This is a genomic window from Allobosea sp. BK604 (genome assembly GCF_004341515.1).
GTDB lineage: Bacteria > Pseudomonadota > Alphaproteobacteria > Rhizobiales > Beijerinckiaceae > Allobosea.
The window spans coordinates 367,969-381,545 of the sequence record NZ_SLZF01000003.1; the positions used below are offsets into that span (position 1 = coordinate 367,969).

The following is a 13,577-nucleotide window of genomic DNA, read 5'->3' on the forward strand; positions in this document are numbered from 1 at the left end:
GATGCTGCTCCGCTATATTCTCAAGCGCATCCTGCTGATGATCCCGACGCTGTTCGTCACCAGCGTCCTGATCTTCACCGTGATCAACCTGCCGGAAGGCGACTATTTCGAGACGCTCGCGGCCGAGATGCAGGCCCAGGGCGAGAAGGCCGATCTCAGCCGCATCGAATTCCTCAAGAAGGAATACGGCTTCGACAAACCGCTGCCGGAGCGTTACCTGCACTGGGTCGTCGGCCTGCTCCAGGGCGATATGGGTTATTCCTTCGAATATCAGCGCCCGGTCCGAGAGGTTGTCGGCGACCGCCTGCTGCTGACCATGATGGTCTCCTTCGTCACGATCATCTTCACTTGGATCGTCGCCTTCCCGATCGGCATCTATTCCGCCACGCACCAGTACAGTTGGGGCGATTACGGGCTGACCTTCCTCGGGCTGATCGGCCTTGCCGTGCCGCATTTCCTGATGGCGCTGGTCTTCATGTATTTCGCCAATGTCTGGTTCGGCACCTCGATCGGCGGCCTGGTCGATCCGCAATATCTCAACCAGCCGATGAGCTGGGCCAAGCTCAGATCGGTGCTGGAACATCTCTGGATCCCGGTGATCATCATCGGCGCCGGCGGCACCGCGGGCATGATCCGCTCGGTCCGCGCCAACCTGCTCGACGAGTTGCAGAAGCAGTATTTCGTCACCGCTCGCGCCAAGGGCCTGCCTCCGGGCAGGGCGCTGCGCAAATACCCGCTGCGCATGTCGCTCAATTTCTTCGTCTCGGATATCGGCGACATCCTGCCCTCGATCGTCTCGGGCGCCGAGATCGTCGCGATCGTGCTCTCGCTTCAGACCACCGGGCCGCTGCTGATCCGGGCCCTCCAGAGCCAGGACATGTATCTCGCCGGCTCCTTCCTGATGTTCTTGTCGACGCTGACCGTCGTCGGCGTGCTGATCTCCGACATCGCGCTTGCGATCCTCGATCCGCGGATCCGCCTGCAGGGGGAGGCGACCAAGTGAAGCCCGGACTTCCGCCGGAAGGCGCGCCCCTGCCGCATACCGCCTCGACCGCCCCGTTCGAGCCTTATGCGATCGAGAAGATGACGCCCAAGCAGGAGCAGGTCTATCTCGCGTCGCAATGGCAGCTGATGTGGTGGAAATTCCGCCGCCACAAGCTCGCGGTCATCTCCGGGGTGGTCATCCTCGTGATGTACCTCATGGTCGCGTTCTGCGAGTTTCTGGCGCCCTATCACTATACGACGCGCAATACCGACTTCATTCGCGCCCCGCGCCAGCAGGTGCATCTCTTCCACGAGGGCAGCTTCATCGGCCCCTTCGTCTACCCCTATACGATGCGCCTCAACATGGAGAACCTGAAGCGGGAATACGAGGTCGACCGCACCACCCCGCAGCCGATCCGCTTCTTCTGCCGCGGCGACGACTACACGTTCTGGGGCCTCGTGTCGGGCAACCTGCACCTGTTCTGTCCACCCGAAGGCGGCACGCTCTTCCTGCTCGGCTCCGACCGGCTCGGCCGCGACGTGTTCTCGCGCATTCTCTATGGCGGGCGCATCTCGCTCAGTATCGGCCTGCTCGGCGTCGGCGTCAGCTTCGTGCTCGGCGTGATCATCGGCGGCATCGCCGGCTATTACGGCGGCAAGGTCGATCTCGTCGTCCAGCGCCTGATCGAGATCGTGCAATCGCTGCCGCATATCCCGCTCTGGCTGGCGCTGGCCTCGATCATGCCGCCCTCGTGGAGTCCGCTCCTGGTCTATTTCGGCATCACCATCATCCTCGGGCTGATGGACTGGACCGGGCTGGCGCGCGCCGTGCGCTCAAAACTGCTCTCGCTGCGCGAGGAGGATTATGTCGTCGCCGCGCAGCTGATGGGCGCCAAGCCCGCCCGCATCATCGGCCTGCACCTGATTCCCGGCTTCATGAGCCATCTGATCGCCGCCGCCACCATCACCATCCCCAAGACGGTGCTGGGCGAGACGGCGCTGAGCTTCCTCGGCCTCGGCCTCCGCCCGCCGATCACGAGCTGGGGCGTGATGCTGAACGAGTCGCTCAACGTCAACGTGGTGGCGCTCTATCCGTGGTTGCTCTATCCGGTCATCCCGGTGATCCTGATCATCCTGGCCTTCAACTTCCTCGGCGACGGCTTGCGCGACGCGGCCGATCCCTATCGCTGAGCGCTGCCGCGCCCTGTCATTGCGGATCGAGAAACCGGTGCGGATCGCATTCCACACGCCTCTCAACGCGTTCGAGGACGCGCGGATTTCCGGCGACAGACGCATGGCACAGCAGCTCGTCGAGGCCATGACCAACCTCGGCCATGAGCTCGAGCCGATCCCGAACGCACGCTCCTATATGCGCACGCCCGACGCCGAGACCCTGACCTTCCACCTCTGCGAGGCACGGGCGCGCCGCGACGCCCTGCTCGACGACTGGCGCCGCAACGGCGGAGCGCCGGACCTCTGGTTCACCTATCACAGTTACTACAAGGCGCCCGACCTGCTCGGGCCGGAGATCTCGCAGCAGCTCGGCATTCCCTATGTCGTCGCCGAGGGGAGCGATTCCGAGCGGCGCGTCGAGGGCGAATGGGCCGAGCATGTCGCAATCGCGCGCCGCAGCTTCGGAACGGTCGACCTGCATTTCTGCTTCACCGGCCGCGATCGCCAGGGCCTCCAGCCCTGGGGCCATGAGCACACCGCATTCCTGGCGCTGCCGCCCTTCATCCGCAGCGCGTCCGACGCTGGCTTGCCGAAGCCCGTGCTCGCCGGCCCGCCGCGCCTGCTCACCATCGCGATGATGCGGCCCGGCAAGTTTCCGAGCTACCGGGCGCTGGCGGCCTTGCTGGCGCTCGTTCCCGAGCCCTGGTCGCTGACCATTATTGGCGACGGCCCGATGCGCGGCGAGATCGAAGCCGCCTTCGCCGGCATCCCGCCCGGCCGCCTGCGCTGGCTCGGGGCCATCGCTCATGATCGCGTTAAGGCCGAGCTCGCCGCCCATGACATCTTCGTCTGGCCGGGGGTCCGGGAGGCCTATGGGTTGGTCTATCTCGAGGCGCAGGCCGCAGGCCTTCCTGTTATCGCTTTCGACAGCGGCGGGGTCTCGGCCACTGTCCGGCCCGGCGAGACCGCGCTTTTGGTGCCTGACGGCGACATCACGGCGCTCAAGCAGGCTCTCGCGCGCCTGCTGACCGACACGGCCTTGCGAACGCGCATGTCGGCCGCTGCCCGTCGCTTCGCCACGACGGAGCGCACGCCCGAGCGCGCCCGCGAGATCATTCGCGAAGGCCTCGCGCTCGCCATCACCAGCCACGCCGCCCGGACCAGGCGGACAGCATGAGCACGACGATCTGGCAGCCCCTGCTCGCCGAGCTCGATCGCTGGTCCGCGGAGGGTCGGCGCATCCGGCTCTGGCTCCGCGATGACGACGCCATCGCGCCGAGCCCGCAGCTCGACACCCTCGTCGGCCTCAGCGAGCGCTTCGCCCTGCCCGTGCTTCTGGCGGTGATCCCCCTTTCAGCCGAACCGGCCCTGGCGGAGCGCCTGCGCGACGCTCCTCTGCTGCGGCCGAGCCAGCACGGCGCCGCGCACCACAATCATGCGCCAGCACCCGGGAAGAAATCCGAGTTCGGCCTGCACCGGCCGGTGGACGACATCCTCGCCGAGGTCGAAGCGGCCAGGCGGCGGCTCGATGCGCTGTTCGGGCCGGCACTGCTCCCCGTCTTCGTACCGCCCTGGAACCGGATCGATCCTGCCATCGCCGCGAGGCTGCCTGCGCTCGGCTTCACCGGCCTGTCCTGCTTCCGCGGTTTCACACTCGGCCCAGAGGGCGGCCCGGCTCTCGCCAACACCGATATCGACATCATGGACTGGCATCGCGGGCGGGTCGGCCGGCAAGCCGCCGCGCTTGCAGAGGAGGCCCGCACCCTTCTGGAGCAGCGGCGCCTGTCACGTTCGCGCGACGACGGGCTCGGTCTTTTGCTGCACCATCGCGACCATGACGCCACCGCCTGGACGTTCCTTGACGGGTTCCTCGGAGCCGTCGCGCCTCATCCGGCGGTCGTCTTCACGGATCCGCGAATATTATTTGAGCCTTGATGCCGCCTGACGGGGCGCGCCCGGGCTTGGAGCCCGTCGCCTGAAGCGCTATGCTTCTTCCTGTTCAGGTGCGTTCGTCCTCTGCCCAGAGGTCGTGTGGCTTTGCTGTGGAGGGCGGCGCGTCCATGTCGTTCAATGTCGTCGACCTTTCCGGCGCCGAGCGTGCGCCGCGCGGGCCGCATGCGCCCCGCGTCCTCATCTACAGCCATGACACGTTCGGCCTCGGCCATATCCGCCGCTGCCGCGCCATCGCCAATTCTCTGGTGGCGAACTATCCTCATATATCAGTGATCATCGTCTCCGGCTCCTCGGTGATCTCGAGCTTCCAGTTCGGTGACGGCGTCGATTACGTCCGCATTCCCGGCATCGAGAAGCAGAGCGACGGTCGCTACCTGCCGCATCATCTCAATATCGATCTCAACGACACGATCCGCCTGCGTACCGACCTGATCAAGCAGGTCGTGCTCTCCTTCGATCCGGACGTGGTGATCGTCGACAAGGAACCGATCGGCCTGCGTGGCGAGCTCGAACCCTCGCTCGAGATCCTGCGCCGACGCGGCGCCCGCATCGTGCTCGGTCTGCGCGACGTGCTCGACGAGCCGGTCAAGCTGCACGAGGAATGGCGCCAGAGCGGGGCGATCGATGCGCTCGCGCTTTATGACGACATCTTCGTCTACGGGCTTGAAAGCGTCTATCAACCCCTCGCCGGCCTGCCGAACCAGCATCTCTTCGCCAACAAGGTGCAGTATACCGGCTATCTCAAGCGCGCCGTGCCGAGCCCGATGCCGCCGAACCGCTATCCGCGCCTGACCAAGGGCCCGTTCATCCTGGTCACGCCCGGCGGCGGCGGCGACGGCATCGGTCTGATCGACTGGGTGATCTCGGCCTATGAATCCGATCCGAGCATCGAATTGCCGGCCCTGATCGTCTTCGGGCCGTTCATGTCGCGTGAGAAGCGCCGCGAATTCGTCGAGCGCATCGCCCGCGTGCCGAAGCTCGAGAGCCTCGGTTTCGATCCACGCCTCGAATTGCTGATGAACCGCGCCCACTGCGTCGTCGCCATGGGTGGCTACAACACGTTCTGCGAGGTGCTCTCCTTCGACAAGCCGGCCCTGATCGTGCCACGCGTCAGGCCGCGTCTCGAACAGACGATCCGCGCCGAGCGCGCCGATCATCTCAAGCTCGTCGACATGCTGCATGATCCGGTCGAGACCGGCTGCAGCACGGTGCGCGATCCTGCCCTGATGGCGGCTGCGCTCCACGCCCTGCCCAAGCGCCTGCCGCCTTCGCAGGCCTTCGTCCAGGGCCTGCTCGACGGCCTTCCGGCGATCAGCCGGGCGCTGGCCAGCGACCTCTCGATGCCCGTGCGCGGCCGGGCGCTGGCCCAGAACGCCACCGCGGTCAGCTGACTGCCCAATATATGCTCACGGGTTCGACCTGGGCGCTCGCGCCAGGCTCCCGCTTCGCTCTGCGGAGCGCGGTCGCGGCGCGCGTCGGCGCCGGATAGGACGGCCGAGGAAGGAGGCATTGCCGCCGTCAAAAAGACGGCATTGCCCGCCTATAAAAAGTGCTCAAAAGGAGGGCTGACAAGGAGGTAAAAACCTCACAATATATCAGCAATGGGAGAATGACGGCGCTGCTTCGCCTCACCCCTAGGGAGGTTTTTTTCGATGGCTCAACTGCTCCTCAAGAATTTCGCGATGCTCGAGCCTGATCATGGCGAGTTGCGCCGCGGCGATGAGATTCTGGTTGAGGGAGAGACCATCCGCGAGGTCTCCGACAAGCCGATCAAGGCCGATGGCGCCGACGTGATCGATTGCGGCGGCCGCACCCTGATGCCGGGCCTGATCGACAGCCATGTCCATGTCATGCTCTCCGAGGTCTCCATCCGCGCGCTCGAAAACGTGCCCCTGACGCTCGCCACCGCCCGTGCCGCCCGCCTGATGAAGGGCATGATCGACCGTGGCTTCACCACGGTGCGCGACACCGGCGGCGCCGACTGGGGCATCAAGGAAGCGGTCGAGAAGGGCGATGTCGCCGGCCCGCGCCTGTTCATCGCCGGCGCCGCGATCGGCCCGACCGGAGGCCATAGCGACCCCCGCCGCCGCACCGATTTCGGCACCCGCTGCCATTGCTGCAATGCCATGGCCTATACGATGAACGTCTCCGACGGCGTCTCCTCGGTCCGCAAATCAGTGCGCGAGCAGATGCGCCTAGGCGCCGACCACATCAAGATCATGATGTCCGGCGGCGTCGCCTCGCCCTACGACCCGCTCGACTCGCTCCAGTTCAGCCTCGACGAGGTCCGCACCGCAGTCGAGGAAGCAGCCGCCTTCGGCCGCTATGTCTGCGCCCATGCCTATACGCCCGAGGCGATCATGCGGGCCGCTGAATGCGGCGTGCGCGCCATCGAGCACGGCAACCTGATCAACGACGCCGCCGCCAAGCTGATGGCCGAGAAGAAGATGTTTCTCACCGCCAACCTCGTCGCCTACTATGCGATGAAGGAGCGCGCCGCCGAGTTCGGCATGAACGCGGACATGCTGGCCAAGAACGACCTCGTCATCGATGGCGGCCTGAAGTCGCTCGAGATCTGCAAGCGCGCCGGCGTTCCTGTCGCTTTCGGCAGCGATCTGCTCGGCCAGCTCCAGGTCGAACAGTCACGCGAGTTCATCCTGCGCAGCGAGGTCCTATCGCCGATCGAGATCATCCGCTCGGCCACCACGACGGGCGCGCAGATCCTGCGGATGGAAGGCAAGCTTGGCACATTGCGTGCAGGCGCGTTCGCCGACATCATCCTGGTCGACGGCGACCCGCTCAAGAATCTGGGCCTGTTCCAGGATCAGGGCAAGCACCTGCCGGCGATCATGAAGGGCGGTGTCTTCCACAAGAACACGCTGCACTAGGCAGGCAAGATGACGATGCGAAGCGGCCAGACCAGCCCGGCGACGACGCCGCTCATCACGGGAGCCGGCGCTTGAGCGCCGCCACCCGCCCGAGCCTCGGCCGGATCGCGCTCAACGGCGCCGCCGGCCTGTCGCTCCTCTTCATCCTGCTGCCGCTGATCTTCGTCACCTGGCTCGCCTTCTTCCGGCAGGAGATCCCGTCCTTCCCGCCGGAAGGCTACTCGCTGAAATGGTTCGCCGCCGTCCCCGGCCAGAAGCCCTTCGTCGACGGCTTCATCCTCAGCGTCCAGGTCGGCGTGCTCGCGACCTTGATCGGCATCGTACTCGGGGTGCCGGCGAGCCTGGCGCTGGTGCGCCACCGCATCGTGCTCGGCCCGGCCATCAACACCTTGCTGCTGCTGCCGCTGGTCATGCCCGGCATCGTGCTCGGCACCTCGCTCTACGTCTTCCAGATCGAGGCCGAGATCGCGACCGGCTGGCCACTGCTCGGCTCCTTCGCCGGGCTCGTCTTCGCACATACGCTGGTCGTCGTGCCCTGGGTGGTCAGGCTCGTCACCGCCAGCCTCGTCGGCTTCGACCGCACCATCGAGGAGGCCGCGCAGAATCTCGGCGCCGGCCCCTGGACGACCTTCCGGCGCGTCACCTTGCCGAGCATCCGCTCCGGCATCGTCGCCGCCGGGCTGTTCGGCTTCGTCACCTCTTTCGGCAATCTCGAGATGAGCCTGTTCCTGGTCGGACCGGGCCGCACGACCTTGCCGATCGCCATCCTGCAATATCTCGAATGGAAGATCGATCCGACGGTGGCCGCGGCCTCCGTGATCCAGATCGTCCTGATCGGCGCCGCGATGATCATCACCGACCGTTACGTCAAGCTGAGCCGGGTGGTCTGAGCCATGGCCCGTCTCTCGCTCGACAATCTCAACAAGGTCTATGGCGATTTCAACGCCGTCGACAACGTCACCATCGACATCGCTGATGGCGAGTTCCTGGTCCTGCTCGGCCCCTCCGGCTGCGGCAAGACCACGACCTTGCGCATGGTCGCCGGCTTCATCGCGCCGACTGCCGGCAAGATCACCATCGGCGAGCGCGAGGTCACGACGCTGCCGCCCTGGAAGCGCAATTGCGGCCTCGTCTTCCAGAGCTATGCGCTCTTCCCGCACATGACCGTGGCGGAGAACGTCGCCTTCGGCCTGGAGATGCGCAAGATGTCGGCGGCCGACCGCGCCCCGCGCGTTGCCGAGGCGCTCAGGCTCGTGCGTCTCACCGGTTTCGACGAGCGCTATCCGCGCCAGCTTTCCGGCGGCCAGCAGCAGCGCGTCGCGCTCGCCCGCGCGCTCGCCATGCAGCCCGACGTGCTCCTGCTCGACGAGCCGCTCTCCAATCTCGACGCGAAGCTGCGCCAGGAGGTCCGCGTCGAGATCCGCGACCTGCAGCGCAAGCTCGGCCTGACCACGATCATGGTCACCCATGACCAGGAAGAGGCGCTCACCATGGCCGACAGGCTTGTGGTGATGGAGAAGGGCAAGGTCCGCCAGATCGGCAGCCAGCGCGAGCTCTACGAACAGCCCGCCGACCGTTTCGTCGCCGGCTTCATCGGCCGCAGCGCCTTCCTCGACGGCGAGATCAAGTCGCCCGGCCACTTCCTCACTGCCGGTGGGCTGGAGATCGCATCAGCGGCCGCGCAGGGCTCGGGCCCGGCGACGCTCGCCTTGCGGCCCGAGCGCATCGCTGTCGGCGGCGATGCGACCTCGCACCGGAACCGCTTCGAGGCCCGCGTCGAGCACGTCTCCTATCTCGGCGCATTGCTCGAGGTCGACGTGGCGCTCTCCGAGCATGACCGCATGCTCCTGCAGATCCCTAACCGGCAGGGCGGCGTCGAGCCGAAGCCCGGCGAGACCATCACGATAGGCTGGGCCGAAGACGCCGGGCTCGTCTATCCGCGCGAGCCGTAAGGCTCCCGGGCGTCCAACAGGGGAGTACATCATGAAGAAGATTCACAGGCGCGATGTCCTGAAAGGGCTCGGTACCGCAGCTGGCGTCGCAGCATTGGCCCCGTCCCTCGGCGCCGAGGCGCTCGCCCAATCCGGCGGCCGGGTCGTGGTCGGCACCTGGGGCGGCGACTATGCCGCGCTGCTGACCAAGAACATCGAGAACCCGCTGCTGAAGCCTAAGGGCATCGAGGTGGTGCAGGACCAGGCCGGCGACGCACCGCGCCGCGCCAAGATGGTGGCCGAGCGCCGCCTGCCGCGTGGCACGGTCGACATTCAGGGCTTCTCGGCCGCCAATATGTACGAGATGAACGAGGCCGGCGTCACCGAGACGCTCGACTACTCGAAGATCCCGAACGCCAAGAACCTGCTGCCGACGATGAAGTACCCGTACGGCGCTGGCCACATCTATTCGGGCAACGTCGTCATCTACAATCCCAAGCTGATCAGCACCGCCCCGACCGGCTTCAAGGACTGGCTCGACCCCAAATGGGGCAACAAGAACGGCTTCATCGACATCCAGTACCAGTCGATCTTCATCGCCGCCTCGATGGCAGCGACTGGCGGCGCCAGCATGAACGATCTCGACAAGGCCAAGGAGCTCCTGCTCGCGGTCAAGAAGGCCGGCGCCCGCGTCTACCCGACCAACGAGGCCTTCGCCCAGGCGATGAAGAACGAGGAGATCGGTATCAGCGCGATCTGGAAGGCGCGCGTCGTGCAGTGGCAGAACGCCGGCATCCCGTGCGAGGCGGTCTCCCCGGTCGAAGGCATCCCGACCTATGTCTCCGGCTTCGTCATCGCCAAGAACGCGCCGAACAAGGAGAACGCCTACGCCTACATGAACGCCATGCTGGAGAAGCCGCCACAGGAGGCTTTTGCCGTCGACATGGGCTATAACGGCACCGTCACCGGCCTCGCGGTCGCGCCCGACCTGCAGAAGCGCATCGGCTTTACGGCAGACGAGGAGAAGCGCCTCAAGGATCTCGACTATGCCTTCCTCGCCAAGAACGACTCGGCGATGAAGGAGTGGTGGGACAAGGTCTTCAAGGCGTGATGATGCCGTCGCTCCGCGCCGCCGCGCCATGGTCGGGCTTGTCCCGACCATCCACGTCTTGCGACGCGGAGACGATGGCAATGTCCCGCCTTTTCGGGTGCCGGTCGGGCTCAGGGCCCGCAAGGTGCGAGTTGCAGACGTGGATGGTCGGTACAAGCCCGACCATGACGGGTTGAGCCCATGAGCACCACCGCCCCAGAACCGGTCGCCGGCGGCCGCACCCAACTCGCCGGCACGCTCGTCGTGCCGGCGACGATCTTCGTCGCGATCGGGCTCATCGGCCCGATCGCGATCCTGTTCCGCTATTCGCTGAACCAGTTCATCCCCGGCCAGTTCATGGTCGACGGGCTGACGATCGAGAACTACGTCAAGTTCTTCACCGATTCCTATTATCTCAACGTCCTCTGGCGCACGATCCGCGTCTCCGTCATCTGCACCATTGCCTGCCTGATCATGGGCTTCCCCCTCGCCTATGTGCTGGCGCGCACCCAGAGCCGCTACAAGAACCTGCTGGTCATCTCGGTCGTGCTGCCGCTCTTCGTCGGCAATGCCGTGCGCTCGGCCGGCTGGATGACGGCTTTCGGGAGCAAAGGCGCACTCAACGCGTCCCTGATGGGCCTTGGCCTGATCGGAGAGCCGCTCGAAATCATGTTCACCGAGACCGCGGTCGTCATCGGCATCATCGCCGTCAACCTGCCCTTTATGGTGCTGACGCTGCAGGCCGTGATCGAGGGCATCAACCGCAATGTCGAGGAAGCCGCCTTCAGCCTCGGCGCAGGCCCTGCCGCGATGTTCCGCCGCGTGCTCTGGCCGCTGGCGATGCCGGGCATCCTCGCCGGCACGATCCTGACCTTCATCCTGGCGATGAACGCCTACGCCACGCCTGTCCTGCTCGGCGGCCCGAAATTCCAGACGATGGGCCCGCTCGTCTACGGGCAGTTCGCCCAGCAGAACAACTGGCCCTTCGGCGGCGCCATTTCCTTCATCCTGATGACTGCAACGATCCTGCTCACTGTCGCCGCCAACCTGATCGTGCAGCGGCGCTACCGCTGAGCCGCCCTCCAAGCCCGCTCGAGGATTCGCTGGTGCGAGCGGGCTGGTCGCGAATCGGAGTGGACATCGGGGCGTGAGCACCGGATGCGCGCACGGCCGCGTCAGACGGCCGCGCCGGTGGATTTTCGAATGGGCTTGCTGGCCAAGCCTTCTTCGCCGCAGTACATCTCGGCCATGAGCTTCACCGGATCCCTCGTTCCCATCGCGGTCGGCGCCGTCGCTGTCGTCCTCGTTCTGGGCCTCGTCAACATGTTGCGCGGCGGCAGCGCCAACACCTCGCAGAAGCTGATGCGCCTGCGCGTCGTGCTGCAATTCATCGCGATTCTGGTGATCGTGGGCGTGCTCTGGTGGCGCGGCGGTTAGGCGCCGTTAACCTTACCAAGCGCTGAATGATCGTTGCCTCCGCAAGGGCTATTCACATAAGCTTTTGATAAACAAGAGGGCGCCTGCACGGAAACGGACGGCGGCAGCTGCCCTTGCCACACTCTCGACATGAGTCTGTGTGCTCTCTTAACACTCATTCCGCCGACAAGAAGAACACCCGAATCATGATGCGCGTTGCGTTGCTGACCCTCGCCGGCCTTCTGGCTGCGGCGCCCCTCCAGGCGCAATCGCTGCCCTCCGGCGTCTCCAGCTACGCACCCACGGACGCGCCGGCCCCCTCCTGGGAAGCCCGTCTCGGCATCGGCGCCGCCAATCCCGGCGGGCGCGAGAGCGGCCTGCTCAACTTCAACGGCGAGGTGATGACCCCGCGCGTCGTCACCTTGAACGACCGCATCGCCTCGGCCTTCGTGCCGCGCTTCCATATCGGCTCCAGCCTGAACCTCAACGGCACGCGCTACGCCTATGCCGGCGCGACCTGGACCATCGACATCACCAAGACGATGTTCGTCGAGGGCAGCTTCGGCGCGGCCGTGAATGACGGCAAGACCGGGGCCGTCATCCCCGAGGACCGTCTCAATCTCGGCTGCAATGGCGGCACGCGCGAAGCTGCCGCGCTCGGCTTCAAGCTGAGCGACCGCTGGAGCCTGATCGCCTCGCTCGAGCATTTCAGCACGGCCGGCTGCTCAGGTTCGAACGGGACCAACCCGCGCGGCCCGGCCAATTTCGGCGCCCGGCTCGGCTACACCTTCTGACCCCTAGCGAAGACCGCTTCCGTTGCCGCAACGCCGCGCTATAAGCGGTGCATGGTCAGGCTCAATCGCATCTACACCCGCACGGGCGATGACGGCACGACGGGGCTCACGACCGGGCCGCGCCGGCTGAAATCCGATCTGCGCGTCGAAGCCTACGGCACGGTCGACGAGACCAATGCCTGCATCGGCCTCGCCCGCCTGCAAGCGGTCACGGAAGACGCCGATCTCGGCACGATGCTCGGCCGGATCAGCAACGATCTCTTCGACCTCGGCGCCGACCTCTCGACGCCCGATACGGGCGAAACGCTCGCCTTCGAGCCGCTGCGCATCGTCCAGGCCCAGGTCGACCGCCTCGAGGCCGAGATCGACCAGCTCAACGCTTCGCTGGCGCCGCTGCGCTCCTTCGTGCTGCCCGGCGGCACGCCGGCCGCGGCGCATCTGCATCTCGCCCGCACCGTCAGCCGCCGGGCCGAGCGCCTGATGGTGGCGCTGGCGCAAAGCGAAGGCGAGACCGTCTCGCCGCCCGCGCTGAAATACGTCAACCGGCTGTCGGATTTCCTGTTCGTCGCCTCCCGCTACCTCAATGCCAAGGCCGGGGGCGACGTGCTCTGGGTGCCCGGGCAGACTCGCTGATCAGGTGCCTTGATGTTCGTGCCGTTGCATGATGGCGTCCCGCTGCGCTTCATGCGCGCGCCCTATGTCACCTACGCGCTCGTCTCGGGCTGTATCGCCATTCACATCGCGCTCTGGCTCTGGCACGGCTCCTCGGGCGATGTGGCGACCATGGCCGGCTTCGGGCTGATCCCGTCGGTGCTGCTCGGCGCGGCGCAACTGCCGGAGGGCCTGGCCCATGCCCCGGCCTGGGCGACGCTGTTCACCAATATCCTGCTGCATGCGAGCTTCGCCCACCTGCTCGGCAACATGCTCTTCCTCTGGGTCTTCGGCGACAATGTCGAGGACTCGATGGGTCATGCCCGCTTCCTGCTGTTCTTCTTCATTTGCGGGCTGGCGGGCTCGCTCTTGCACACGCTGATGTATCCCGAATCGGAGCAGCCGCTGATCGGCGCCTCCGGCGCGATCTCGGGCGTCATCGCCTCCTATCTGATGATCTACCCGAATGTGCGGATCTGGGGCCTCGCCTTCAAATGGATCCCGATTCACATCCCGGCCGTGTACGCGCTCGGCGCCTGGATCCTCTTCCAGTTCCTCTCTGCCTTCATCGATCCGCAGGGCAATGTCGGCTGGTGGGCTCATCTCGGCGGGCTCGGCGCCGGCGCGGCGCTGACGCCCATTTTCATCCATCGTGGCGTCAAACTCTTCGGGCGCCGGCCCGGCCTGTGAGGCCCCT

General features: G+C 66.0%; 14 protein-coding genes. All 14 read left to right on the forward strand.

What is annotated here, in order from left to right:
- Window positions 1-4: 4 nt before the first annotated feature.
- The 14 genes from EV560_RS11165 to EV560_RS11230 all read left to right on the forward strand — a co-directional run bounded on the left by EV560_RS11165 (window position 5) and on the right by EV560_RS11230 (window position 13,570).
- Window positions 5-1,003: an ABC transporter permease gene (locus EV560_RS11165; protein ID WP_131856206.1), complete on the forward strand. Its 999-nt coding sequence runs from the start codon at window positions 5-7 to the stop codon at window positions 1,001-1,003.
- Entirely contained in the window at window positions 1,000-2,175 is a 1,176-nt protein-coding gene (locus EV560_RS11170; protein ID WP_131855826.1) for an ABC transporter permease, read from the forward strand. Before EV560_RS11165 ends, EV560_RS11170 begins: the two co-directional genes overlap by 4 nt.
- A 103-nt stretch (window positions 2,176-2,278) precedes the next feature.
- Window positions 2,279-3,334, forward strand: a complete 1,056-nt coding sequence (locus EV560_RS11175; protein ID WP_131855827.1) for a glycosyltransferase family 4 protein — start codon at window positions 2,279-2,281, stop codon at window positions 3,332-3,334.
- A complete protein-coding gene (locus tag EV560_RS11180; RefSeq protein WP_131855828.1) occupies window positions 3,331-4,092 on the forward strand; it encodes a polysaccharide deacetylase family protein in 762 nt (253 codons plus the stop codon). The genes EV560_RS11175 and EV560_RS11180 overlap by 4 nt, the downstream gene beginning before the upstream one ends.
- Before the next feature lie 125 nt (window positions 4,093-4,217).
- A complete protein-coding gene (locus EV560_RS11185; protein ID WP_131855829.1) occupies window positions 4,218-5,501 on the forward strand; it encodes a glycosyltransferase family protein in 1,284 nt (427 codons plus the stop codon).
- Window positions 5,502-5,762: 261 nt separating this feature from the next.
- A complete protein-coding gene (locus EV560_RS11190) occupies window positions 5,763-6,998 on the forward strand; it encodes a metal-dependent hydrolase family protein (RefSeq protein ID WP_131855830.1) in 1,236 nt (411 codons plus the stop codon).
- Window positions 6,999-7,069: 71 nt separating this feature from the next.
- Complete coding sequence (locus tag EV560_RS11195; RefSeq protein WP_248311994.1) at window positions 7,070-7,888, forward strand: ABC transporter permease; 819 nt, start codon at window positions 7,070-7,072, stop codon at window positions 7,886-7,888.
- 3 nt (window positions 7,889-7,891) lie between these two features.
- Window positions 7,892-8,950, forward strand: coding sequence for an ABC transporter ATP-binding protein (locus EV560_RS11200; RefSeq protein WP_131855831.1), 1,059 nt, complete (start codon window positions 7,892-7,894; stop codon window positions 8,948-8,950).
- A 31-nt stretch (window positions 8,951-8,981) separates the two neighbouring features.
- Complete coding sequence (locus EV560_RS11205) at window positions 8,982-10,040, forward strand: ABC transporter substrate-binding protein (protein ID WP_131856208.1); 1,059 nt, start codon at window positions 8,982-8,984, stop codon at window positions 10,038-10,040.
- 180 nt (window positions 10,041-10,220) lie between these two features.
- A complete protein-coding gene (locus tag EV560_RS11210) occupies window positions 10,221-11,093 on the forward strand; it encodes an ABC transporter permease (RefSeq protein WP_131855832.1) in 873 nt (290 codons plus the stop codon).
- Between the two features lie 174 nt (window positions 11,094-11,267).
- Window positions 11,268-11,456: a twin transmembrane helix small protein gene (locus EV560_RS11215; RefSeq protein WP_131856209.1), complete on the forward strand. Its 189-nt coding sequence runs from the start codon at window positions 11,268-11,270 to the stop codon at window positions 11,454-11,456.
- A gap of 185 nt (window positions 11,457-11,641) precedes the next feature.
- Window positions 11,642-12,229 (forward strand): acyloxyacyl hydrolase, encoded by a 588-nt coding sequence (locus EV560_RS11220; RefSeq protein WP_131855833.1) that lies wholly within the window; start codon window positions 11,642-11,644, stop codon window positions 12,227-12,229.
- A gap of 51 nt (window positions 12,230-12,280) precedes the next feature.
- Window positions 12,281-12,862: a cob(I)yrinic acid a,c-diamide adenosyltransferase gene (locus EV560_RS11225; protein WP_131855834.1), complete on the forward strand. Its 582-nt coding sequence runs from the start codon at window positions 12,281-12,283 to the stop codon at window positions 12,860-12,862.
- A 12-nt stretch (window positions 12,863-12,874) separates the two neighbouring features.
- A complete protein-coding gene (locus EV560_RS11230) occupies window positions 12,875-13,570 on the forward strand; it encodes a rhomboid family intramembrane serine protease (RefSeq protein ID WP_131855835.1) in 696 nt (231 codons plus the stop codon).
- The last annotated feature ends 7 nt before the right edge of the window (window positions 13,571-13,577 follow it).